The sequence below is a fragment of the Plantibacter flavus genome (assembly GCF_900177615.1).
GTDB classification, from domain to species: Bacteria; Actinomycetota; Actinomycetes; order Actinomycetales; family Microbacteriaceae; genus Plantibacter; species Plantibacter flavus.
The window spans coordinates 1,139,589-1,163,585 of sequence record NZ_FXAP01000001.1 but is presented as its reverse complement, the minus strand read 5'-3'; the positions used below and the strand labels follow the sequence as shown (position 1 = coordinate 1,163,585).

At 70.3% G+C, this 23,997-nt stretch carries 23 protein-coding genes and 1 pseudogene; all 24 read right to left on the bottom strand.

All coding sequences use genetic code 11. The annotated features are described in order from the left end of the window. Positions 1–91: 91 nt before the first annotated feature. Positions 92–1,105, bottom strand: a complete 1,014-nt coding sequence (gene lgt / locus B9Y95_RS05495; protein WP_085510896.1) for a prolipoprotein diacylglyceryl transferase — start codon at positions 1,103–1,105, stop codon at positions 92–94. A gap of 75 nt (positions 1,106–1,180) precedes the next feature. Next, positions 1,181–1,993 carry a tryptophan synthase subunit alpha gene (gene trpA, locus B9Y95_RS05490; RefSeq protein WP_085510895.1) on the bottom strand — a complete coding sequence of 271 codons (813 nt, stop codon included), beginning with the start codon at positions 1,991–1,993 and terminating at the stop codon, positions 1,181–1,183. Then, complete coding sequence (gene trpB, locus B9Y95_RS05485) at positions 1,990–3,240, bottom strand: tryptophan synthase subunit beta (RefSeq protein ID WP_370281926.1); 1,251 nt, start codon at positions 3,238–3,240, stop codon at positions 1,990–1,992. Before trpB ends, trpA begins: the two co-directional genes overlap by 4 nt. Beyond that, entirely contained in the window at positions 3,237–4,013 is a 777-nt protein-coding gene (gene trpC, locus B9Y95_RS05480; protein WP_085510893.1) for an indole-3-glycerol phosphate synthase TrpC, read from the bottom strand. The genes trpB and trpC overlap by 4 nt, the downstream gene beginning before the upstream one ends. A 2-nt stretch (positions 4,014–4,015) precedes the next feature. Further along, positions 4,016–4,246: a DUF6704 family protein gene (locus B9Y95_RS05475; protein ID WP_079705940.1), complete on the bottom strand. Its 231-nt coding sequence runs from the start codon at positions 4,244–4,246 to the stop codon at positions 4,016–4,018. Between the two features lie 115 nt (positions 4,247–4,361). Next, positions 4,362–5,054, bottom strand: coding sequence for a Trp biosynthesis-associated membrane protein (locus tag B9Y95_RS05470; protein ID WP_085510892.1), 693 nt, complete (start codon positions 5,052–5,054; stop codon positions 4,362–4,364). A 13-nt stretch (positions 5,055–5,067) separates the two neighbouring features. Then, positions 5,068–5,457: a phosphoribosyl-AMP cyclohydrolase gene (gene hisI, locus B9Y95_RS05465; RefSeq protein WP_085510891.1), complete on the bottom strand. Its 390-nt coding sequence runs from the start codon at positions 5,455–5,457 to the stop codon at positions 5,068–5,070. Next, positions 5,454–6,218, bottom strand: a complete 765-nt coding sequence (gene hisF, locus B9Y95_RS05460) for an imidazole glycerol phosphate synthase subunit HisF (protein WP_079002513.1) — start codon at positions 6,216–6,218, stop codon at positions 5,454–5,456. The genes hisI and hisF overlap by 4 nt, the downstream gene beginning before the upstream one ends. Positions 6,219–6,265: 47 nt before the next feature. After that, a complete protein-coding gene (gene hisG, locus B9Y95_RS05455) occupies positions 6,266–7,105 on the bottom strand; it encodes an ATP phosphoribosyltransferase (protein ID WP_064293848.1) in 840 nt (279 codons plus the stop codon). A gap of 76 nt (positions 7,106–7,181) precedes the next feature. Continuing rightward, positions 7,182–7,445: a phosphoribosyl-ATP diphosphatase gene (locus tag B9Y95_RS05450; protein WP_064293847.1), complete on the bottom strand. Its 264-nt coding sequence runs from the start codon at positions 7,443–7,445 to the stop codon at positions 7,182–7,184. A 65-nt stretch (positions 7,446–7,510) separates the two neighbouring features. Then, the gene (gene rpe, locus B9Y95_RS05445) at positions 7,511–8,179 is read right to left on the bottom strand and encodes a ribulose-phosphate 3-epimerase (protein WP_085510890.1); all 669 of its coding nucleotides are present in this window, start codon (positions 8,177–8,179) and stop codon (positions 7,511–7,513) included. 10 nt (positions 8,180–8,189) lie between these two features. Beyond that, on the bottom strand, positions 8,190–9,677 hold the full coding sequence (locus tag B9Y95_RS05440; RefSeq protein ID WP_085511082.1) for an RsmB/NOP family class I SAM-dependent RNA methyltransferase: 1,488 nt from the start codon (positions 9,675–9,677) through the stop codon (positions 8,190–8,192). Next, positions 9,674–10,603, bottom strand: a complete 930-nt coding sequence (fmt, locus tag B9Y95_RS05435) for a methionyl-tRNA formyltransferase (protein WP_085510889.1) — start codon at positions 10,601–10,603, stop codon at positions 9,674–9,676. Before fmt ends, B9Y95_RS05440 begins: the two co-directional genes overlap by 4 nt. Before the next feature lie 28 nt (positions 10,604–10,631). Next, on the bottom strand, positions 10,632–12,566 hold the full coding sequence (locus B9Y95_RS05430; RefSeq protein ID WP_234993971.1) for a primosomal protein N' family DNA-binding protein: 1,935 nt from the start codon (positions 12,564–12,566) through the stop codon (positions 10,632–10,634). Between the two features lie 26 nt (positions 12,567–12,592). Continuing rightward, complete coding sequence (metK, locus tag B9Y95_RS05425) at positions 12,593–13,786, bottom strand: methionine adenosyltransferase (RefSeq protein ID WP_085510887.1); 1,194 nt, start codon at positions 13,784–13,786, stop codon at positions 12,593–12,595. 202 nt (positions 13,787–13,988) lie between these two features. Then, positions 13,989–14,246 carry a DNA-directed RNA polymerase subunit omega gene (rpoZ, locus tag B9Y95_RS05420; protein ID WP_085510886.1) on the bottom strand — a complete coding sequence of 86 codons (258 nt, stop codon included), beginning with the start codon at positions 14,244–14,246 and terminating at the stop codon, positions 13,989–13,991. A 68-nt stretch (positions 14,247–14,314) separates the two neighbouring features. Next, a complete protein-coding gene (gene gmk / locus B9Y95_RS05415) occupies positions 14,315–15,193 on the bottom strand; it encodes a guanylate kinase (protein ID WP_085511081.1) in 879 nt (292 codons plus the stop codon). Positions 15,194–15,221: 28 nt separating this feature from the next. Continuing rightward, positions 15,222–16,067, bottom strand: coding sequence for an orotidine-5'-phosphate decarboxylase (pyrF, locus tag B9Y95_RS05410; RefSeq protein WP_085510885.1), 846 nt, complete (start codon positions 16,065–16,067; stop codon positions 15,222–15,224). Beyond that, the gene (gene carB / locus B9Y95_RS05405; RefSeq protein WP_085510884.1) at positions 16,064–19,354 is read right to left on the bottom strand and encodes a carbamoyl-phosphate synthase large subunit; all 3,291 of its coding nucleotides are present in this window, start codon (positions 19,352–19,354) and stop codon (positions 16,064–16,066) included. The genes pyrF and carB overlap by 4 nt, the downstream gene beginning before the upstream one ends. After that, positions 19,354–20,520, bottom strand: a complete 1,167-nt coding sequence (carA, locus tag B9Y95_RS05400; RefSeq protein ID WP_085510883.1) for a glutamine-hydrolyzing carbamoyl-phosphate synthase small subunit — start codon at positions 20,518–20,520, stop codon at positions 19,354–19,356. Before carA ends, carB begins: the two co-directional genes overlap by 1 nt. Positions 20,521–20,522: 2 nt before the next feature. Continuing rightward, a complete protein-coding gene (locus tag B9Y95_RS05395; RefSeq protein ID WP_085510882.1) occupies positions 20,523–21,110 on the bottom strand; it encodes a PH-like domain-containing protein in 588 nt (195 codons plus the stop codon). Continuing rightward, positions 21,110–22,477: a dihydroorotase gene (locus tag B9Y95_RS05390; protein ID WP_234993970.1), complete on the bottom strand. Its 1,368-nt coding sequence runs from the start codon at positions 22,475–22,477 to the stop codon at positions 21,110–21,112. Before B9Y95_RS05390 ends, B9Y95_RS05395 begins: the two co-directional genes overlap by 1 nt. Continuing rightward, positions 22,470–23,429, bottom strand: a complete 960-nt coding sequence (locus B9Y95_RS05385; RefSeq protein WP_071260160.1) for an aspartate carbamoyltransferase catalytic subunit — start codon at positions 23,427–23,429, stop codon at positions 22,470–22,472. The genes B9Y95_RS05390 and B9Y95_RS05385 overlap by 8 nt, the downstream gene beginning before the upstream one ends. After that, a pseudogene (gene pyrR / locus B9Y95_RS05380) lies at positions 23,426–23,971 on the bottom strand (bifunctional pyr operon transcriptional regulator/uracil phosphoribosyltransferase PyrR); the annotation flags it as partial. The gene B9Y95_RS05385 and the pseudogene pyrR, both read right to left, overlap by 4 nt. Positions 23,972–23,997: the final 26 nt, after the last annotated feature.

The following is a 23,997-nucleotide window of genomic DNA, read 5'->3' as shown; positions in this document are numbered from 1 at the left end:
CAGAAGGGGGACGTCGCTGGCCCTGGGACGAAACGGGTGATGGATCCCCTGCTGGGCCGGGATCCACCGGGCCGACGAGGGTGCGTTCAGCCTAGGAGCGAGAGCCGGTCTTGCTTGTGGCGACCGTGGCTTCGGACGACGGAGTGGATGACGCAGTGCGGTCTGATCCGTCGGCATCGTCGTCGGCGGAGGCACTGCGCAGCCCCAGGTTCTCCGCGTCGGTGTTGTAGTAGTCTACCGCAGCCTTCGGACCGGCCCAGGAACGGCCGGGGACGTACGGCGACGGCTCGGCACCGGTGTGGCGACGCGACTGGATGACGATGATCGCGAGTCCGACGACGATCGCGAGGATCGCGGCCCAGACGTTGGCGCGGATGCCGAAGAGGTACTCGCTCGGGTCGATCCGGATGGTCTCCCAGACCGTGCGACCGGCGCCGTACCAGATGAGGTAGACACCGAACAGGCGGCCCCACTGCGGGTTGAAGCGGTGTCCGATCCAGAGGATGACGGCCACGCCCAGCAGGTTCCAGATGATCTCGTACAGGAACGTGGGGTGGAACAGCGTGCCAGCGGGAAGACCGATCGGGAACGCGGGATTGCTGGCCTCGATCTCGAGGCCCCAGGGCAGGTCCGTGGGGAGCCCGTAGAGCTCGTGGTTGAAGTAGTTGCCGAGGCGGCCGAACGCCTGGGCGAGCAGCAGGCCGGGCGCGAGGGCGTCGGCGAAGGTCCAGAACCGGATCCCGGTCATGCGGCAGCCGATGAAGGCGCCGACCGCTCCGCCGATGAGCGAACCGAAGATCGCGATGCCGCCCTCCCAGATGTAGAGCGTCCGCAGGAGGTCGGCACCCGGGTAGAAGTAGTCGCCGGGGTGGGTCAGGACGTGGAAGATCCGCGCACCGATGATCCCGAGCGGGATGGCCCACAGGATGATGTCGAGCACGATGCCCGGCTCGGCACCGCGCTTCGTCAGCCGGCGCGAGGTCAGGATGGTGGCGGCGACGATCCCGGCGATGATGCAGAGCGCGTACATGTGCACCGTGAACGGGCCCACGCTGAAGGTCGCGATGTCCGGGTTCGGGCTCGGGATGCTGAGGGGTGCAATCACTGCAGTGGTCGCCTTTCGTTACGAACTCTGATCGAGTGTACGGCTTTCAGCATCGCGGACGTGGTGAGGATACCCTCAGCGGGCGGTGCCGGCCGAGAGTGAACGGGCGACCTCGGTGATCGCCGGGACACCGCCGTCGGCGAGAGCCTTGACGAAGACGGAGCCGACGATGGCTCCGTCGGCGTACTCGAGGACCGAGCGGACCTGCTCCGCGGTCGAGATGCCGATGCCGACGCACGCGTGCTGGGCCCCCGCCGTGCGGAGACGACCGACGAGGGTCTTCGCGGCCGCGTCGAGGTCCTGCCGGGCACCGGTGATGCCCATCGTGGAGACGGTGTACACGAAGCCGCGGGAGCGCTCGGTCACGAGCGACAGGCGCTCGTCGCTCGACGTCGGTGCTGCGAGGAAGACCCGGTCGAGACCGTGGCGTTCACTGGCGTCCAGCCAGTCCGCGGCGGCGTCGGGCGTGATGTCGGGGGTGATGAGCCCGGCTCCGCCGGCCGCTGCGAGGTCGGAGGCGAACCGCTCCACGCCGTACTGCAGCACCGGGTTCCAGTACGTCATGACGAGGACCGGGACGTCCACGGCGGCGCGGATGGCGCTGATCGCCGTGAAGACGTCGCGCAACCGGAACCCCTCCGCGAGGGCGGTCATGGTCGCGGCCTGGATGACCGCTCCGTCCATCACGGGGTCGGAGTAGGGCACGCCGAGCTCGAGGACGTCGACGCCGTTCTGCGCGAGCGCGATGGCGGCGTCGATACTCGTCTGGAGGTCGGGGAACCCGACGGGGAGGTACCCGATGAGGGCGCCGCGGCGGTCGACGGCGGCGGCGTCGATCGCCGAGGCGACCGGTGAGACCGTCGTGTGGTCGGTGGCCGGGGCGGTCATGCGTTCCGCCCGGCTTCGTCGAGGAGCCCGAAGTAGGTGGCGGCCGTCTCGACGTCCTTGTCTCCGCGCCCGGAGAGGTTGATCAGGATGGTCGCCTCGGGGCCCAGTTCCTTGCCGAGGACGATGGCCCCGGCCAGTGCGTGGGCGGACTCGATCGCGGGGATGATCCCCTCGGTGCGGCTCAGGAGCCGGAAGGCCTCCATCGCCTCGGCGTCGGTCGCGGGGACGTACGTCGCCCGGCCGGTGTCGGCGAGCCAGGCGTGCTCCGGTCCGACGCCCGGGTAGTCGAGGCCTGCGGAGATGGAATGGGACTCGACGGTCTGGCCGTCGTCGTCCTGGAGGACGAAGGTGCGGGCACCGTGCAGGACACCCGGACGACCGCGGCCGATGGACGCGGCGTGCCGTGGGGTGTCGACGCCGTCGCCGGCAGCCTCGACCCCGTAGAGCGCGACGTCCGCGTCGTCGAGGAAGGCGTGGAAGATGCCGATGGCGTTGGAGCCGCCACCGACGCAGGCGACGACCGCGTCGGGAAGTGAACCGTTCAGCTCGAGGAGCTGTGCGCGGGCCTCTTCTCCGATGATCTTCTGGAAGTCACGGACCATGACCGGGAACGGGTGTGGGCCCGCTGCGGTGCCGAAGATGTAGTTCGTTGTCTCGACCGACGCGACCCAGTCGCGGTACGCCTCGTTGATGGCGTCCTTGAGGGTCCGCGACCCCGTCGTGACGGGGATCACGGTCGCGCCGAGGAGCCGCATGCGGGCGACGTTGAGCGCCTGGCGCTCGGTGTCGACCTCGCCCATGTAGATCGTGCAGTCGAGGCCGAAGAGTGCGGCCGCGGTGGCCGTGGCCACGCCGTGCTGACCGGCGCCCGTCTCGGCGATGACGCGGGTCTTGCCGATGCGCTTCGTGAGGAGCGCCTGGCCCAGGACGTTGTTGATCTTGTGCGAGCCGGTGTGGTTGAGGTCCTCGCGCTTCAGGAAGATGCGCGCACCACCGGCCGATGCGGCGAAGCGTGGCACCTCGGTGATGATCGACGGGCGGCCGGCGTAGTCGCGGAGCAGCGTCGTCAGCTCGGCCTGGAAGCTCTCGTCGGCCTTGGCGGCCTCGTAGGCCGTCGCGAGTTCGTCGACCGCGGCGATGAGCGCCTCCGGCATGTAGCGTCCGCCGAAGTCGCCGAAGAACGGACCGGCCTCGTCTCGGAGGTGCGTCGGTTCCGCGTGGGCGGGGGTGGCTGGTGACATGGTCATGCGGTGGCTCCCAGGAACTGTTCGAGGGTGGCGACGGGGTCGCCGGTGACGAGCGCCTCGCCGACCAGGACGACGTGGGCGCCGTCACGTCGGTAGGCGGCGACGTCGGCGGCGCGGAGCACAGCGGACTCGGCCACCTTGACGGCGTCGGCGGGGAAACGGTCGGTCAACGACCCGAAGAGGTGTTGGTCGAGTTCGAAGGTGCTGAGGTTCCGCGCGTTGACACCGATGAGCCGCGCGCCGATGTCGCTCGCTCTGGCCAGTTCCTCGGCTGAATGGGTCTCGACCAGCGGGGTCATGCCGAGTTGCACGACGAGTTCATGCAGCGACGACAGGGTGGCCTGGTCGAGTCCGGCGACGATCAGGAGGACCAGGTCGGCGCCGGATGCCCGGGCTTCGAACACCTGGTACGGCAAGGAGATGAAGTCCTTGCGCAGGACCGGGATGCGGATCGCGGCACGGACGGCCTCGAGGTCCTGCAGGGAACCGCCGAACTTCCGGCCCTCGGTCAGCACGCTGACCGCGCTGGCACCACCCTGCTCGTAGAGCGAGGCGAGGAGCGCCGGGTCGGGGATGTCGGCCAACGCGCCGCGGGACGGACTGGACCGCTTGACCTCGGCGATGATCTTGACCTGGTCGGCCGGGGCGAGCGCAGCGAGGGCGTCGATGGCCGGTGGGGCGTCGACAGCAGCGGCTTCGACGACTGCAGCCGGACGGCCCGCGAGGCGCCCGAGAGCGTCCTCCTTCGCGCCGGCCATCAGGTCGGCGAGCATGTTCAGTGCTCTTTCGCCACGGTCTTGGACCCGCCGACGCCGTATCCCGCCTTGGCGAGGACCCCGCCCGTGATCCACCCGAGCAGGAGGACGCCGGCGGAGGCCCAGACGAGGACGGGCATGTCGAGCCAGAAGAAGACCGTACCGGCGGCGAACGCGACCAACATGATGATCACGGCCGTCCAGGCGGCGGGCGAGTGTCCGTGGCCGGGGTCCGAGGGGTCGGTGCTCATGGTTCTCCTTCTGTGCGAGTGCGGGTTCCAGTGTACCGGCAACCGGTGCGCGGTTCCGTGCGTGGGCCACGAGTTCTCAGGTGGCCCGGGGTGCCGTCGTGGGTCGGCGGAGCGGTCAGCGCGTCGGGTCGTCTCCGCGGCTGAGGTCGTCCCAGGCGCCCACCGGATCGGCGCTCGGGGCCGTCTCGACCTGCGTGAACCGGACCGCCTGGTACTTCTTCGACGGACCGGGCCACCGGCGGTGGGTGAGCACGGTGGCGAGCCCCGCGAGGCCGAGCACGACGCCGAGCACCAGGGTGATCGCCGGCCAGGCGGTGAGCGTGGTCGCCGCGACGAGGTCGATGGTCGACTGGCTTCCGGCGACGCCCGTGGCCTCGGTCACGGCGGCCGCGCCCGCAGTCGCCGGCGAGGCGAGCACGGCGATCGACGAGATCATGACGCAGGCGCCGATCACGGCCTCCAACAGGCCGAGGATGATGCGGAACACCGGCCCGGCGATCGCCAGCGCCGCGACGAGGGCGAGACCGGCGAGGGCGAGTGCGGACAGGGCGGGAGCGGCGACGGAGCCGACCACGTCGAGCGCGCCGGAGTGCGGGCCGACGCCCACGAGGCTGATCGAGAGCCAGGTCTGGGTCCACGCCGCGAGGATGAGCGCGTCCGCGAGGACGGCGGTGACGAGGAGCAGGGTCTTCAGGCGGCGCTGACGACTGCGGAGAGCCCTGGACTCGAGCTCGTCAGCCTCGGACGGTTCGTCGGGCCTCGGCGGCTCCACCGGCCCGGACTGGGGTGCTGCAGTGCTCTCGGTCATGCTCCAACTCGATTCATGGTGTCGGCGATGGCGCTGCGAGGACGTCGAGGCCCCGGCCGTCGAAACAGCTGCGCGTTCCCGTGTGGCAGGCGGCACCGTGCTGATCGACCTCCACCAACAGGGTATCCCCGTCGCAGTCGTAGGCGAGCGCCCGGACGAACTGCACGTGGCCGGAGGTGTCGCCCTTGCGCCAGTACTCCTGTCGTGACCGGGACCAGTAGGTGACCCGACCCTCGGTCATCGTCCGGCGGACGGCCTCGGCGTCCATCCACCCGAGCATGAGCACCTCGCGGGAGTCCCACTGCTGCACGATCGCGGGCAGCAGTCCCTGCGCGTCGAAGGTGAGCTGTCCGATCGCGGTCTCCGGATCGGCTCCCACCGGGATGGTGATGTCCGCGCTCATGCCCGCACCGTCCAACCGGCGTCGGCGAGTTCCTGTTTGACCTGGCCGATCGTCAACTCGCCGTTGTGGAAGACGCTCGCAGCGAGGACGGCGTCGGCACCCGCGGCGATCGCGGGTGGGAAGTCGGCGAGGCGGCCTGCTCCCCCGGACGCGATGACCGGAACCCGGCTGATCTCGCGCATGGCGCTGATGAGCTCGGTGTCGAATCCGGCCTTGGTGCCGTCGGCGTCGATCGAGTTCACCAACAGCTCGCCCGCACCGCGTTCGATCGCCTCGGTGGCCCAGGCGAGCGCGTCGAGTTCGGTCTCACGTCGGCCGCCGTGGGTCGTGACGATCCATCCGGATGCGCTGCCGGCGTGTCGCTTCACGTCCAGGGAGAGGACGAGGACCTGAGCGCCGAAGCGGTCGGCGATCTCCCCCAGCAACTCCGGCCGGGCGATCGCGGCGCTGTTCACGCCGACCTTGTCCGCCCCGCTGGCGAGCAGCCGCGAGACGTCCTGGGTCGAGCGGACCCCGCCGCCGACCGTGAGCGGGATGAAGACCTGCTCGGCGGTCCGGCTGACGAGGTCGTAGGTGGTGTCGCGTTCGGCCACGGTGGCCGTGACGTCGAGGAAGGTCAGTTCATCCGCGCCCTGCTCGGCGTAGCGCTTCGCGAGTTCGACGGGGTCGCCGGCGTCGCGGAGGTCGAGGAAGTTGACGCCCTTCACGACGCGCCCGTCGGCGACGTCGAGACAGGGGATGACTCGGGTGGCAAGTGACACGGAGGCCTCCGCAGAGCGACTGGGACGGGTGGTGAGGGACGGGCGGCTCAGAGTCGGGCGGCGTGGATGGCCGTGACGAGGATGGCGCGTGCGCCGAGCTCGTAGAGGCGGTCCATGACGTCGTTCGCGTCGCCGCGAGGGATCATGACCCGGACCGCCACCCACTCGGGGTCGCGGAGCGGCGAGATCGTCGGCGACTCGATGCCACCGGCGACGGCGGTCGCCTGCTCGAGCAGCCGGACCGGGAGGTCGTAGTCGACGAGCACGTACTGCCGCGCGACGAGGACGCCCTGCAGTCGGCGGATGAGTGTCGCGGTGGTGGGCTTCGTCTCCGGCGACGCGATGAGCACGGCGGTGGAGTCGAGGATCACCGGGCCGAAGATGCCCAGTCCGGCCTTCCGGAGGGTCGTGCCGGTGGACACGACGTCGGCCACCGCGTCCGCGACCCCGAGCTGGACCGCCGACTCGACCGCACCGTCGAGGTGGACGAGCGTCGCATCCACTCCGGCGTCGCGGAGGAAGTTGCCGACGAGGCCGGGGTAGCTGGTGGCGACCGTCTTCCCCGCGAGATCGGAGAGCTCGGAGAACTCGTCGGCCGGACCGGCGAAGCGGAAAGTCGAGCCGCCGAAGCCCAGCTCGGCGAGTTCGGTCGCGGCGGAGTGCGAATCCAGGAGCAGATCGCGCCCCGTGATGCCGATGTCGAGGGCGCCGGAACCGACGTAGGTCGCGATGTCGCGCGGACGGAGGTAGAAGAACTCGACGTCGTTCCGTGCGTCGACGACGTGGAGCTCCTTGGTGTCGCGACGGGTCGCGTAGCCGGCCTCCTGCAGCATCTCGACGGCGGTCTCGGACAGCGAGCCCTTGTTGGGCACGGCGACTCTCAGCATGGGGTGACTTTCGTGTTGTGCGATGGTGTCTCGACAGGGTGATCAGGAGGCGCGGCGGATGCGCCGCGACGTGCTCCTACAGATGTCGGTAGACGTCGGCGGGGGTGAGCCCCTTCGCCACCATCATCACCTGCACGTGGTAGAGCAGCTGGGAGATCTCCTCGGCCGTCTCGGTGTCGCTCTGGTACTCGGCCGCCATCCAGACCTCGGCGGCCTCCTCGACGATCTTCTTCCCGATGCCGTGCACACCCGTGTCCAGTTCGCGGACGGTGCCGGAACCCTCCGGCCGGGTCTCGGCCTTCAGGCGCAGCTCGTCGAACAGCTCGTCGAAGGTTTTCACGTGCTCCAGGGTACCGGTTCCGGGCGGCGGCGCGCACCGCGGACGCGCTCGACCGGCCAGCCGAGTCAGTGGGTGTGCGTCGACGCCTCGGCGGCGGCACGGAGCAGCGCGATGTTCGAGGCAGGATCGGAACCGCTGTAGACGGCCGACCCCGCGACGAAGGTGTCGGCACCGGCGGCGGCCGCGATCCCGATCGTGTCTGCGGAGATCCCGCCGTCGACCTGGAGCCAGACGTCGAGACCGGTGCGTGCGACCTCGGCTGACAGCGCCTGCAGCTTCGGCATGGTCTCCGGCATGAACGACTGTCCGCCGAAGCCCGGTTCGACCGTCATGACGAGCACCTGGTCGAACTCCGGCAGGAGTTCCAGGTACGGCTCGATGGGCGTGCCGGGCTTCACGGCGATCCCGGCACGCGCCCCGATCGAACGCAGGCGCCTGGCGAGGGCGACGGGGTCGTTGGTGGCCTCGGCATGGAACGTCACCGAGTACGCCCCGAGCTCGGCGTAGCCGGGAGCCCATCGATCGACGTCCGAGATCATGAGGTGGACGTCGAGCGGGACCGGAGACACGTCCTGGATGCGACCGACCATCTGCGGACCGAACGTGAGGTTCGGGACGAAATGGTTGTCCATGACGTCGACGTGGACGAGGTCGGCGCTCGCGATCCGCTCCAGGTCGGCCTGGAGGTTCACGAAATCGGCGGACAGGATGCTCGGGTTGATGCGCGCGGACATGTGCTCGAGCCTATCGATCGACAGCGGGTTCGGCCGACTCCGCGGGCTTGCGGAGCAGCGCGATGTACATGGCGTCGGTGCCCTGGCGGTGCGGCCAGAGCTGGACCGCGCCACCGGGCGCCGCGGCGTCGAGCGGTTCGGTCGTGACCTGGTCGAGCACCGCGGAGGTGTCGAGTCGCTCCATCCCGGGGTGGGCTCGCAGGGCGCTCTCCACGATCAGTGCCGTCTCGCCGACGTGCGGCGAACACGTCACGTACGCCACGATACCGCCGGGAGCGAGCGCGGTGATGGCGGCGTCGAGCAGTGAGCCCTGCAGTCGGGTGAGTTCGGAGACGTCCTTCGGGGTCTTCCGCCACCGCGCCTCCGGTCGTCGTCGCAGCGCGCCGAGCCCGGTGCACGGGGCGTCGAGGAGGATCCGGTCGTAGGTCGCGGGATGCTCCGCAGCGAGCTTCGTGCCGTCGGCGGTGGAGACCGACACCTCGAGCGGGACACCTGCGAGGGCGCGTTCCACGAGACGGGCCCTCGCAGGGACCAGTTCGTTCGCGTCGAGGCGTGCCTCCCCGGCGAGAGCCTCGGCGGCCAGGAGTGCCGCCTTGCCACCCGGGCCCGCGCACAGGTCGAGCCATCGCTCGCCGGGCCGCACCGGTACCGCCCGCGTCAGCGCGAGCGCGGCGAGCTGCGAGCCCTCGTCCTGGACGCGAAGGCGCCCGCCGCCGGTCCCGACGAGCTGGACCGGGTCGCCGCCGGGGTTGCGGAAGCCGTACGGGGAGAAGCGGTTCGGTTCGGCGTCCTCAGGCCGGTCGGCGAGCCCCGGGAGCGCGATGAGGTTCACCTGCGGGGCGAGGTTGTCCGCGGCCAGCGCGTCCTCGAGTTCGTCGCCGCGGTCCTGCAGGTCGAGCGCCTGTCTGATGGCCCGAACGACCCACGACGGGTGGGCGGTGCTCACGGCCAGACGATCGGTGTCGTTCGTGACCTCACCCAGCAGGATCCGCTCCCACTCGGCGGGTTCGGTCCGCGAGATGGTGCGGAGGACACCGTTGGTGAAGCCGGCCGCCGACCGCGAACCGGCGGACCGGGCGAGTTCGACGGACTCGTTCACGGCGGCATGGCCTGCGACGCGCATGGAGAGCAGCTGATGGGCACCGAGCCGCAGGACGTCGAGGATCGCGTCGTCGATCTCGGTCACGGGACGCTTGGCCGCATGCGCGATGACGCGGTCGTAGTACCCGCGTCGGCGGAGGGTGCCGTACGTCAGCTCGGTCGCGAGGCCGGCGTCCGCCGGACTCAACTTCGCCTCGGCCAGCCGGTGCGGCAGGAGGAGGTTCGCGTAGGCGTCCGAGGTGCTGACGGCGTGGATGACGTCGAAGGCGACTCGGCGTGCCGGCTGCACGGTCGCCGAGTCACGCGGACGCGTGGGGCGCTGGCGTCCGCGTCGGGGTTCCTCGTCGCGGGGCCGTCGGTCGCGGCGTCGCTGGCCCTCGGGCTGCTGGCCGCTCACGCGGTGACCAGCCGATCGGTTCCAGCGGACGCGCCGCGCCACCAGTCGGCGGCCGGCATCGCCGTGCGCCCGGCCGGCTGCACCTGCAGGAGTTGCAACGGTGTGTCCGCCGTGCCGACCAGGACGAGGCCGTCGACGGACACGATCGTCCCGGGCGCCGGTGGGTCCGTCGGCACGGTCGACACGGGGACGGTGCGGTGCACCTTCAGCCGTGCCCCGTCGAGGAGGGTGAACGCGCCCGGCTCGGGCGTCACCCCGCGGATCTGCGACCACACGTCGGCAACGGGGCGGTCCCAGACGATCCGACCGTCCTGGCCGTCGAGCTTCGGCGCGAGCGACACCTCGCCCTGCTGCGGGGCCGCGACCGCGGTGCCGGCGGCGATGGCGGCGACGACCTCCGCGGTGAGCGGTGCGCCGAGCTCGGCGAGGCGGTCGAGGAGCTCCCCCGAGGTCTCGCCCTCGCCGATCGGCGTCTCCACCGTCGCGAAGACGTCTCCGGCGTCGAGAGCCGGCACGAGCTGGAAGACCGACGCACCGGTGACCGCGTCTCCGGCCATCACAGAGCGCTGGACGGGAGCCGCGCCACGCCAGGCCGGAAGCAGCGAGAAGTGCAGGTTGATCCAACCGTGCGCCGGCGCGGACAGGAGCGGTTCGCGGACGAGCCCGCCGTACGCGACGATCACGCCGAGTTCCGCACGGAGTGTGACGATCCGCTCGGTCGCGTCGTCGTCGAGACGTGCAGCGCGGACGACCGGGAGCCCCAGTCGTTCGGCGGCCACGGCCACCGGCGACGGGGTCAGGACCCGTTTGCGGCCGAGCGGGGCGTCGGGTCGGGTCACGACGGCCGCGATCTCGTGCCCGTCCGAGACGAGGGCGTCGAGCGTCGGGACGGCGACGGCGGGGGTGCCGGCGAAGACCAGTCTCATGCGGTTCGGACTTCGTGGACGGGGTGGATCATGACAGCATCTCCGGATCGTCGAATCGTACTCTGAGTGTAGGCGGGGCTTTCGGTGCCCGCCTGCCGGGGGTCGGCCGTCGACGCTTCGCCGCCTGCGCGACCACGGTCGCCCGCAACTGCTCGGCGACCGCCCTGGCGTGGCCGTAGTCGACCCGCAGGATCGCGACGCTGTCCCCCGCTTCGTCGACGGTCGGGCCGAGCACGCGGCTCCGGTACTCGGCGGGCAGCGCGGTGAGAGCAGCGTCGACGGCGTCGCGGGTGCCGGTGAGGGTCGCGCTCCGGACCGCGGGAGGGAACCCGAGCTCGCGGCGCTCGGCGAGCTCCTCACTCGCGAACCGCGGTTGCTGCCAGAGGGCGAAGGCGTTCGCCACGGGGGCCTCGACGCCGATCAGGAGCACCGGCGCGCGTGGAGCGGCCAGGGCTGCGGCGTTCGACCACCACCGAAGGCAGTCCTCGGCGACACGGAGCGACTCCCGCGCCAGCATGCGGTCGGCGTCGACCAGGAGGACGGCGGCATAGCCACCCGCGGCGACCGGCTCCGCGCCTCGGGTCGCGATCACCAGCGCCGGCTCCGGGCCGACCTCGAACTTGGGGGCGTCGCCGTCCGACACCACGACCCGGTACCGGGGGAACGCCCGGCCCAGTTCCTCGGCGGTCCGGCCGGTTCCGGCGGCCGTGACGCGGAACGCGGTGTCGTGGCAGGTCTCGCACGACCACCCTGCCGCGAGGTGACCGCACCACCGGCAGGAGGGCCGCGAACGGGCTGTAGCGAGTTGGAGTGGACCGTGGCACACCGAGCAGTGGGCCCTCGTCCCGCACCGGCGACAGGCGAGGTGCGGCGCGTACCCCGGCCGCGCGACCTGGACCAGCACGGGTCCGTGATGCAGCGCCTCGTCGACCGCGCGCCAGGCGCTCGACGGGATCCTCGCCTGGCTCGTCATGGCGTCGTCGCCGCTCGCCCGGGACACGACGACTCTCGGTCGTATCGGCGGGGTCGGTGCGACCTCGTGCAGCCAGCCGAGTTCGACGAGTCGCTGGGTCTCGGTGCTGCGCGAGTGTGCGGCGAAGACGAGTGCGGAGCCGCTCATCTCCTGCCGGGTCAACGCGACGTCGCGAGCGTGTACATAGGGGGCGAGCTGTTCCTGGTGGAGGGGGTCGCCGTCGTCCCACAGGGCGATGAGTCCGAGGTCGTGCGCCGGTGCGTAGACGGCCGACCGGTTGCCGACGACGATCCGGGGTACCGGATGCAGTCCGTCCAGGTAGGCGCGGTAGCGAGCAGCCGGGGTCTGCTTCGCGTCTGCCCTCGCGACCGCGGCACCGACGCCGAGGTCGTCGAGCGCCGCAAGGAGGTGTTCGACGTCCCGGTAGTCGGGGACGCACAGGATCGCACTCCTCCCCTCGGCCAGCTGGTTCACGGCGAGAGCCGCCAGCGTGAACGACCAGTCCGGGAGCCACACGCCCGCGCTCGTCGCGGTCAGGGTGGGGATCGCGCTGATCGCGTACCGCTCCCCCGGCGCGAGACGGTCGAGGGTGCCAGGGGCGAACCCCGGGACGGTGCGCCGCTCGACCGACGGACGCTCCGGCGGGGGCGCGGCGGCCCAGGTCTTCTCCACCCGGACCTGTCGCGGCGGAATGGCGAGACGCAGGACGTCCATCGCGCTCCCGGCGCTGCGATCCGCGACACGGCGTGCGAGCGTCCACAGGGTCGGGGTCAGGACCGGTACCGACGACACGACCGAGCTCAGCGGGCTGAGCGCTCCGCCGAACTCGCTCGATTCGGCGAGGTCCACGATGAACCCGTTCGCCGACCGCCCAGCCGAGCGCAACGGGACCGAGACGCGCGCGCCGAGCACGGCGTCATCGGCCAGTTCGTCGGGAATGGCGTAGTCGAACAGGTGGTCGAGCTGTGGCAACGGGGAGTCGAGTACCACCCTGGCGACCCTCGCGCCGACCACGGCTACAGCCCGGCTGCTGACCGCAACGCCTCCACCCGGTCGAGACGCTCCCACGTGAAGTCGGGGAGCTCGCGGCCGAAGTGCCCGTACGCCGCAGTGGCGGCGTAGATGGGGCGGATGAGGTCGAGGTCGGCGATGATCGCGGCCGGACGGAGGTCGAAGACGTCGCGGATCGCGCGCGTGATGTCCGCCTCCGGCACATGGGCCGTCCCGAAGGTCTCGACGTAGAGTCCGACCGGCGCGGCCTTGCCGATGGCGTAGGCGACCTGCACCTCGAGACGTTCGGCGAATCCGGCGGCGACCGCGTTCTTCGCCACCCAGCGCATCGCGTATGCGGCCGAGCGGTCGACCTTCGACGGGTCCTTGCCGCTGAAGGCCCCTCCGCCGTGACGGGCCGCTCCGCCGTAGGTGTCGATGATGATCTTGCGTCCGGTGAGCCCCGCGTCGCCCATCGGGCCGCCGACGACGAAGATGCCGGTCGGGTTGATCAGGTGCGTGACGTTGGAGCTGTCGAGCTCGACCGTCGCGAGGACGGGCTCGATGACGTGACGCTGGACATCGCGTCGCAGCTGCTCCGTGGAGATGCCCGGATTGTGCTGCGTGGACACCACGACCGTCTCGACGGTCTTCGGGAGGAAGCCGTCGTACCCGATGGTGACCTGGGTCTTGCCGTCCGGACGCAGGTAGTCGAGCTGGCCGGACTTGCGGACCTCGGCGAGTCGCTCCGCGAGACGGTGTGCGATCCAGCTGGGCAGCGGCATGTACTGCGGCGTCTCGGTGGTCGCGAACCCGAACATGATGCCCTGGTCGCCCGCGCCCTGGAGGTCGTAGGCGTCGACACTGGACTGTTCGCGGGACTCGAAGGCATGGTCGACTCCGGCGGCGATGTCCGCGGACTGCGAGCCGATCGACACGCTCACGCCGCAGGAGTCACCGTCGAATCCGATGTCCGACGAGGTGTAGCCGATGGACCGGATGCGCTCGCGGACGATCGTCGGGATGTCGACGTAGCCGCTCGTGGAGACCTCACCGGCGACATGGACGAGCCCGGTGGTGACGAGCGTCTCGACGGCGACTCGACTGCGCGGATCCACCTCGAGGAGTGCGTCGAGGATGCTGTCCGAGATCTGGTCGCAGATCTTGTCGGGATGCCCCTCGGTCACGGATTCGGAGGTGAACAGGCGCAGCTCGGTCATGCGGTCTCCCGTCGGAGGTGGTGGTGCGATGGTGGAGGGATCGGCCGTCGCGGTGTTCCGGGGCCCGACCGTTCATCACTCTAGTCGAGGCCTCGGACACGTCGTCCGTCCGTGACGCAAGGCGTCGCGGTGTTGGGAACGGGCCCGACACGACGAATCCGCCGGTCGTCTGGCGCCCGGCGGATTCGTCGTGGTGAAGCGGTTATTCGACGATCGGCTTGATCTGGAGCTTGTCCTCGTTGATCTCGTGCATCGCGATCGAGAGCGGCTTGTCCTCGACGGACGAGTCGACCAGCGGCCCGACGTTGTCGAACAGGCTGCCCTCGTGGAGGTCGGCGTAGTAGTCGTTGATCTGGCGCGCGCGCTTGGACGCGAAGATCACGAGTGCGTACTTGGACTCGACCTTGGTGAGCAGGGAGTCGATGGGCGGATCGATGATGCCCTTGAGCTTGTCAGCCATGCAGGTTCACACTCCTCGTGTGGTTGTGTTCGGGGAAGATCGGATCGATGCGGGGTGCGCGTCGGACGTCAATCCCCGTGAATCTTCATCAAGTCTACGACCTCTTGGGCCGCGCGGGCCACGTCGTCGTTGACGACACGGTGGTCGAACTCGTCCGCGGCGGCCAGTTCGACCTTCGCGGTGCGCAGTCGGCGCTCCCGTTCCTCCTCGTCCTCGGTACCTCGTCCGACCAGTCGACGGACCAGTTCGTCCCAGCTCGGGGGCAGCAGGAACACCAGGGTCGCCTCCGGCATCGCCTCCCGGACCTGCCTGGCACCCTGGATGTCGATCTCGAGCAACGCGCTGTCGCCGGCCGCGAGCGCACGCTCGATCGGCTCGCGTGGCGTGCCGTAGCGGTACGCGTTGTGGACCGTGGCGTGCTCGAGCAGGCGGTCGCCCTCGATGAGGCCGTCGAACTCGTCGTCGGTCACGAAGTAGTAGTTCACCTCGTGCTGCTCCCCCGGCCGGGGCTTGCGCGTCGTGGCCGAGACGGAGAGGTGCACCTCCGGGTAGTGGTCGCGGATGTAGGCGGCCACCGTCCCCTTGCCGACGGCCGTCGGGCCGGCGAGCACGACGAGTCGGCTGCGCGCGGTGCCCGGGTAGCGTTCGGCGATGAAGGCGCGGAGGCGATCCCGCTGCAGTCGGCCGAGACCGCCGAGGCGCTTGACCGAGGAGATGCCGAGCGATTCGAGGATCCGCCCGAGTTTGGTGACGCCGACACTCGGGATGCTGAGGAGGTACTCGGTGATGCGGATGCCGCCCTCGATGCCGTTCGAATCGGCGGTCGCGGCGTCGAGCACTTCCAACGGGGTGCGGGCGCCGGAGGCGATGGACGCCTTGACGGTCGCGCGGGCGCGGCGTTTGCGAACGGCCTCACGTGAGGCGGCGGCCCGGTCGACCTCCGGCATGTTCCTGCCGGGCTGGTCCTGCTCCTGGTCAACCACGGGCGCTCCTCACGGCTGCGACGGAACGTTCGACGGCGTCCGCGATCCCCGAGGGTCCGGCGGCGAGGATGCTCCGGGACTCGGAGACGATGACACCCGGTGCGAGGTCGCCGTAGATGGATCCGAGGTCGGCGACCGCAGCTCCCTGGTGGCCGAAGCCGGGTGCCAGGATCGGGAGCGTGGTCGTCGGCGGGACCTCCGTCAGGCCGAACTCCTCGAGACGGAGCGTGGCTCCGATGACCGCACCGATCGAACCGGTCGCCCCGGGGTGGTGCCGTGCGTTCCAGTGGTCGATCTCGTCGAGCATCGACGCCGCGACGGTGAGGCCGGCCCTGTCCTCGGCGAGCTGGACGTCGCGACCCTCCGGGTTCGAGGTCGCCGTCAGCACGAACACGCCCTTGCCGTGCTGCTCGGCGAGCTCGAGTGCCGGCTGCAGTGAGCCGAAGCCGAGATAGGGGTTCACGGTGAGGGCGTCGACCTCCAGCGGTGAACCGGGGGTCAGCCACGCTTCGGCATAGCCCTCCATGCTCGTCCCGATCTCACCGCGCTTGGCGTCGCCGATCACGAGGAGCCCGGCGTCGCGTGCCGCGGCGAGGACCCCTTCGAGGGCAATGTACCCGGCCGACCCGAACCGTTCGAAGAACGCCACCTGCGGCTTGACGATCCCGGCGCGACCGGCTGCGGCTTCGACGACGGCGAGGCCGAAGGCCCCCGCGCCGGCGGCGGTGTCGGGCAGTCCCCACGCCTCGAGCAGGAAGCGGTGCGGATCGATGCCGACGCAGAGTCGGCCCGACCGGACGAAGACCTCGTCCAGCCGGGTTCCGAACGAAGCCGTCACGAGCGCGCAGCCCGATCGAGTGCGTACTCCTGGAGGGAGCGGACCTCGAAGCCACCGCCGAGCGCCTCGAAAGAGCCGACCGCGGCGGTGAGCTGCGCGATCGTCGTGAAGAGCGGCTTGTCGGCCGCGACGGCGGCCGCGCGGATCTCGTAGCCGTCCGCGCGAGCCGACCGGCCACTCGGGGTGTTGATGACCATGTCGACCTCGTCACGGTTGATCAGGTCGACGATCGAGTCGTCCTCGCCGGCGGCCGTGGTCTCGCTGTACTTGCGCACCGTCCGGGCACTGATGCCGTTCCGGTTCAGCACTTCGGCCGTGCCGTCGGTCGCGAGGATGTCGAACCCGAGCTGCTGGAGGCGCAGCACCGGCAGGATGATCGAGCGCTTGTCGCGGTCGGAGACCGAGACGAACACCGTTCCGCTCGACGGCAGGCCGCCGTAGGCCGCCTCCTGGCTCTTCGCGAAGGCGCGCGGGAAGTCCTTGTCGATGCCCATCACCTCGCCGGTGGAGCGCATCTCCGGGCCGAGCACACTGTCGACGATCTGGCCGTCCTTCGTGCGGAAGCGCTTGAAGGGCAGCACGGCCTCCTTGACCGACACCGGGGAGTCGATCGGCACGCGGGAGCCGTCGACCGGGGGCAGGAGCCCGGAGTCTTTGAGCTCGGCGACCGTCGCGCCGGTCATGATGAGTGATGCGGCCTTCGCCAGCGGGATGCCGAGCGCCTTCGACACGAACGGCACGGTGCGGGACGCACGCGGGTTCGCCTCGATGACGTAGAGGATGCCGGCGCCGATCGCGAACTGGACGTTCAGCAGACCGCGCACGCCGATCCCCTGGGCGATCGCGAGCGTCGCGTTCCGCACGCGGTCGATCTCGGCGCGACCGAGCGAGACGGGCGGGAGGGTGCAGCTCGAGTCGCCGGAGTGGATACCGGCCTCCTCGATGTGCTCCATGACGCCGCCGATGTAGAGCGCCTCGCCGTCGAACAGGGCGTCGACGTCGATCTCGATCGCGTCGTCGAGGAAGTGGTCGACGAGCAGCGGCTGGGCCGGGCCAACGATGCCCTGGTCCTCGATGCGCACGAAGTAGTCGGTGAGCGAGGCGCTGTCGTAGATGATCTCCATGCCGCGTCCGCCGAGCACGAAGCTCGGGCGGACGAGGACCGGGTAGCCGATCTCCTCGGCGACGCGCAGCGCACCCTCGATCTCCACCGCGGTGCCGTTCTTCGGTGCGACGAGGCCGGCGGCGTCCAGGATCTCCTGGAACTGGCCGCGCTCCTCGGCGAGGTCGATGGCGGTCGGCGTGGTGCCGAGGATCGGGACGCCTGCGGCCTCGAGCCCCTTCGCGAGCCCGAGCGCCGTCTGGCCACCGAGCTGGACGACGACACCGACGAGTTCGCCCGACTCGCTCTCGGCGTGGATGACCTCGAGGACGTCCTCGAGCGTGAGCGGCTCGAAGTAGAGCCGGTCGCTCGTGTCGTAGTCCGTCGAGACGGTCTCCGGGTTGCAGTTGATCATGATGGTCTCGAAGCCGGCGGCCTGCAGCGCGAAGGAGGCGTGCACGCAGGAGTAGTCGAATTCGATGCCCTGGCCGATGCGGTTCGGGCCGGACCCGAGGATGACCACCTTGCGGCGGTCGCTCGCGACCACCTCGGTCTCCGTGTCGTAGCTCGAGTAGTGGTACGGGGTGAGTGCCGGGAACTCGCCGGCGCACGTGTCGACCGTCTTGTAGACCGGGCGGACACCGAGGATGTGCCGGACCTCGCGCACCTCCTGCTCGCCGAACCCGCGGAGCTGACCGATCTGCGCGTCCGAGAAGCCGTGGTTCTTCGCGGTACGGAGCACCTCGGTGTCGAGGCGTTCCGCCGCGGCGATCCAGTCGGCGACGTCGTTGATCAGGACGATCTGATCGATGAACCACGGGTCGATCTTGGTGGCCTCGAAGACCTGCTCGGCGGTGGCGCCCTTGCGGAGCGCCTGCTGCACGACGACGATGCGGCCGTCAGTCGGGGTCTTCATGACCTCGAGCAGCTCCTCGACGCTGCGGGACTCGTCGCCCCAGTGGAAGCTGGAACCGCGCTTCTCGAGCGACCGCAGCGCCTTCTGCAGGGCGGTGGCGTAGTTGCGTCCGATGGCCATCGCCTCACCCACCGACTTCATGGTGGTCGTGAGCGTCGGGTCGGCTGCGGGGAACTTCTCGAACGCGAAGCGCGGGACCTTCACGACGACGTAGTCGAGCGTGGGCTCGAAGCTGGCGGGCGTGACCTTCGTGATGTCGTTCGGGATCTCGTCGAGGCGGTAGCCGATGGCCAGCTTCGCCGCGATCTTCGCGATCGGGAAGCCGGTCGCCTTCGAGGCGAGGGCACTCGAGCGTGAGACGCGCGGGTTCATCTCGATGACGATGATGCGGCCGTCGGCCGGGTCGACCGCGAACTGGATGTTGCAGCCGCCGGTGTCGACGCCGACCGCGCGGATGATGTCGATACCGATGTCGCGGAGCTTCTGGTACTCGCGGTCCGTCAGCGTCAGGGCGGGAGCCACCGTGATGGAGTCCCCGGTGTGCACGCCGACCGGGTCGACGTTCTCGATCGAGCAGACGACGACGGTGTTGTCGGCCGTGTCGCGCATGAGCTCGAGCTCGTACTCCTTCCAGCCGAGGATCGACTCCTCGAGGAGCACCTCGGTGGTCGGGCTCTGGTGGAGGCCGTCGCCGACGATCCGGCGGAGCTCCGTCTCGGTGTAGGCGAAGCCCGAGCCGAGGCCGCCCATGGTGAACGAGGGGCGGACGACCAGCGGGTAGCCGAGGTCCTCGGCGTAGCCGACGGCCTCCTCGACCGTGTGGGCGATGTACGAGCGGGCCACGTCCGCGCCCGCGTCGAGCACGAGCTGCTTGAAGATCTGGCGGTCCTCGCCCTTGTTGATCGCCTCGAAGTTCGCGCCGATGAGCTCGACGTCGTACTTCTCGAGGATGCCGTGCTCGTGCAGCTGGATCGCTGCGTTCAACGCCGTCTGGCCGCCGAGGGTCGGCAGGATCGCGTCGGGCTTCTCCTTCGCGATGATCGTCTCGATGACCTGCCAGGTGATCGGCTCGACGTAGGTCGCGTCGGCGAAGTCGGGGTCGGTCATGATCGTCGCCGGGTTCGAGTTGACGAGGATGACGCGGACGCCTTCCTCGCGCAGCACGCGGCATGCCTGGGTGCCCGAGTAGTCGAACTCGGCGGCCTGCCCGATGACGATCGGCCCGGAGCCGATGACGAGGACGCTGTTGATGTCGTCGCGCTTGGGCACTAGTTGTTCTCCTTGGTGCTGGAAGTGGTGGCGTGGCCGGTCACGAGGTCGCGGAACCGGTCGAACAGGTAGACCGCGTCGTGCGGACCCGAGGCGGACTCGGGGTGGTACTGGACCGAGAACGCGGGGATGTCGATGCAGTTGATGCCCTCGACGACCTCGTCGTTCAGGCTGTAGTGGCTGACCTCCGCGAGGCCGAACCCGGCGGGCGTCTCGTGGCGGCCCTCGATCGGTAGGTCGACTGCGAAACCGTGGTTCTGCGAGGTGATCTCCACCCGACCGGTCGCCTTGTCGAGGACCGGCTGGTTGATCCCGCGGTGACCGAACGGCAGCTTGTAGGTCTCGAAGCCGAGCGCGCGGCCGAGCAGCTGGTTGCCGAAGCAGATGCCGAAGTACGGCACGCCCGCGCGGAGCACGTCCTGCAGGAGGGCGACGTGCGCGTCGCTCGCAGCCGGGTCGCCGGGGCCGTTGGAGAAGAACAGGGCGGACGGTTCGAGCGCGAGGACCTCGGCCGAGGTCACCGACTGCGGCAGCACCACGACGTCGAAGCCGCGAGCGGCGAGGTGGTTGAGCGTCGACGTCTTGACGCCGAGGTCGAGGACGGCGACGGAACCGACGCGCTCGCCCACCGCCGGCACGGTGTACTGCTCGGTCGTGGAGACCTGGCTCGACAGGTTCAGGCCGGCCATCTGCGCGCCGGCTCGGACGAGACTGAGCTGCTCGGCGCCGGACAACTCGAAGTCCTCGCCGGAGAACACGCCGCCGCGCATGGAACCGGCGGAACGGATGTGCCGGGTCACCGCGCGGGTGTCGATGCCGCTGATGCCCACGACGCCGTCCTGGACGAGTTCGTCGTCGAGCGAGCGGTCCGCTCGGAAGTTCGAGACGACGCGCGACGCGTCACGCACCACGTATCCGGCGACCCAGACGCGGGCGGACTCCATGTCCTCGCGGTTGACGCCGGTGTTGCCGATGTGCGGCGCGGTCATCAGGACGATCTGTCCGGCGTAGGACGGGTCGGTCAGGGTCTCCTGGTAGCCGGTCATGCCGGTGGCGAAGACGACCTCGCCGAGCGTGCGACCGGTCGCGCCGTAGGCGTGCCCGACGTAGCGGTTGCCGTCCTCGAGGACGAGTACCGCTGGACTGGGTGGGGTGAAGGAGGTCATGGTCAAGCCCTCTCGTGAGGCGGTGGGGTGGAGTCGTCGGCCGAGGTGATGTCGGCGACGGTGTCTGGGGTGCCGGTCGGCCGGAGTCCGGCGTCCGTGGCGGGGATGAGGCTCGTGACGGTGTCGATGATGCGGGCGCGGTCCGCCTGCTCGAGGACGCGGAAGGTGCTGTCCGCGATCACCGTCGGGACGGGGCGCCAACTCAGGCGGATGAGCCCGCCCGGCTCGACGACCCGGTCGATCGTGAGGTTGGTCTGGTCGATGCCGACGATGCTCGTCGCCGGGATGAACGTCGGCCGCTCCCCCGGGACGTCGACGACGACTCCGGCGGCACCGAGCTCGAGCGTGACCCGGGATCGGTAGCGCAGTCCCTGCAACGCCAGCCGTTCGAGCGGCTGGTCGTGCTTCGACGTCGCGACGTAGAGGACCTCGACCGTCAGTGACGGGACCGGCCGCGGGTCGGGGAGCTCCGCGAGGGGACCGACCTGGGCGTCGCGCGCGACGCGGCGTCGCCAGGCGAGGGCCATGAGGGCGAGGATACCGAGGAGGACGAGGGCGACGAGGACGGCCGCGAGGATCCGCCCGTCCATCAGTGCTCGACCTCCGCGGATCGCGCGGCACGGCGTGCTGCGGCCGCGACCTGCTCCGTCGGGAGCACGGCGCCGTCCAGGACGGTCGCGTAGCCCCGGTGGAAGGTGGCGACGACGCGGCCGGGCAGCTCCAGGCCGAGGTAGGGAGAGTTCACGCCCTTGCCGGCCAGGTCGGCTGTGCCGAACGGACGGGTGGCTGTGGTGTCGTAGAGCACGACCTCCGCCGGAGCGCCGGCCTCGATCGAGGCCCCCTGCCCGGTGATCCGTCCGATCCTCGCCGGCGTCGCCGAGAGCACCCGGGCGACGTCGTTCCAGTCCAGGAGCCCGGTCGCGACCATCGACGCGTGCACGACGGAGAGGGCGGACTCGAGGCCCACCATGCCGTTCGCGGCGGCGTCCCACTCACAGTCCTTGGCCTCGACCGGGTGCGGTGCGTGGTCCGTCGCGACGATGTCGATCGTGCCGTCCGCGAGGGCCTCGCGCAGCGCCTGGACGTCTTCCGCCCGTCGCAGGGGCGGGTTCACCTTGTACCGGGCGTCGTAGCTCGCCACCAGCTCCTCCGTGAGGAGCAGGTGGTGCGGCGTGACCTCGGCCGTGACGGGGATGCCCCGGGCCTTCGCCCAGCGGATCACGTCGACGGAACCGGCCGTCGAGACGTGGCAGATGTGGAGGCGGGAACCCACGTGCTCGGCGAGGAGCACGTCGCGGGCGATGATCGACTCCTCGGCGACCGCCGGCCACCCGGTGAGCCCGAGTTCGCCGGAGAGGGCGCCCTCGTTCATCTGCGCACCGACGGTGAGCCGGGGCTCTTGCGCGTGCTGGGCGATCACGCCGTCGAAGGCCTTCACGTACTCCAGCGCACGGCGCATGAGCAGCGGGTCGGACACGCAGAGGCCGTCGTCCGAGAAGACCCGAACCTTGGCGCGTGAGGAGGCCATGGCGCCGAGTTCGGCGAGTCGTTCCCCGGCGAGTCCGACCGTCACGGCCCCGATCGGCTGCACCGTGGCGTAGCCGGCGCGCTCACCGAGCGACTGCTCCTGCTCGACGACCCCGGCCGTGTCGGCCACCGGCGAGGTGTTGGCCATCGCGAACACCGCGGTGAAGCCGCCGGCTGCTGCGGCACGCGTGCCGGTGAGCACCGTCTCGCTCTGCTCGAACCCGGGTTCCCGGAGATGCGTGTGGAGGTCGACGAGCCCGGGTAGCGCGAGGAGGCCGTCCGCGTCGACGACGGTCGCGCCGGCGGCGCTCAACCCGGAGCCGCGTTCAGCGATCCGGCCGTCGCGCAGGAGGAGGTCGGTGCGTGTCCCGTCGGCGAGCGTCGCTCCGGTGATCAGCGTGACGTCGTGGTTCGAAGTGGGCTCAGACACGGGTGGATTCCTCTCGATCGCCGGACAGCAGCAGGTACAACGCGGCCATCCGGACCGACACCCCGTTGGCGACCTGTTCGAGGACGGTCGACCGGGGTGAGTCGGCTGCCCCGGACGAGATCTCCAGACCGCGGTTCATCGGCCCGGGGTGCATGACAATGCTAGCCGGATCGAGGCGGGCGAGCCGTTCGTCGTCAAGCCCCCAGCGCCTGGAATACTCCCGGCTGTTCGGGAAAAAGGCGGCGTGCATGCGTTCGGACTGGATCCGGAGCATCATCAGCACGTCGGGACGCTGGGCGATCGCGTCGTCCAGGTCGTAGCGGACGGTTGCCGGCCAGGGGCCGAGGTCCACCGGAAGCAGTGTCGGCGGGGCGACGAGGGTGACCTCGGCGCCGAGCGTGTCGAGCAGCCAGACATTCGAGCGGGCGACCCGGGAATGCAGGATGTCGCCGACGATCGTCACCGCCACCCCGTCGAGCGCGCGCCCGCGGGACCGCTCGCCGTGGAGGCGCTTGCGCATCGTGAACGCGTCCAGGAGGGCCTGCGTCGGGTGCTCGTGCGTCCCGTCCCCCGCGTTCAGGATGCCGGCGTCGATCCACCCGCTGTCGGCGAGGGTCTGCGGTGCTCCGGACGCGGAGTGTCGGATCACGACGGCGTCGGCGTGCATCGCGGCGAGGGTCTGTGCGGTGTCCTTCAGGCTTTCACCCTTCGAGACGCTCGACCCCTTCGCGCTGAAGGTGATGACGTCTGCGGACAGCCGTTTGGCGGCAGCCTCGAACGAGATGCGCGTGCGGGTCGAGTCCTCGAAGAAGAGGTTGACGACCGTCTTCCCACGGAGGGTCGGGAGCTTGCGGACCTCGCGGAACTGCGTCTCGGCCATGTCCTCCGCGACGTCGAGGATCTCGATCGCCTCGTCGCGGGTGAGCGTCTTCGTCGACAGCAGGTGCCTCATTCGCCGCTCCCCTCGATCGTCACGGATTCGTCGCCGTCGAACTCGGTGAGCCGGACGAAGATGCGCTCCGCCTGCGAGGAGGGCAGGTTCTTCCCCACGAAGTCGGGTCGGATCGGGAGCTCGCGGTGCCCGCGGTCGACGAGCGCGGCGAGCCGCACGACGCGCGGGCGGCCCAGGTCGGTCAGTGCGTCGAGGGCGGCGCGGATCGTGCGTCCCGAGTACAGGACGTCGTCGACGAGGACGACCGTGCGCCCGTCGATCCCCTGTGGCGGCAGCGTCGTGGGCTGCGGTGCACGGGTCGGGTGCTTCGCCAGGTCGTCGCGGTACATCGTGACGTCGAGTGCACCCGAGACGATGGTCGCGCCCGAGATCGAGGAGATCGTGGCGGCGATCCGCTTCGCGAGGATGACCCCGCGCGTCGGGATGCCGAGGATCACGAGGTCGTCTGCTCCGCGGTTGGACTCGAGGATCTCGTGGGAGATCCGAGTCAACGCCCGCGCGATGTCAGCTTCGTGCAGCACGGTACGTGCGCTCATCGCCGACTCCCTTCTCCGCCTCTCTGGACGGT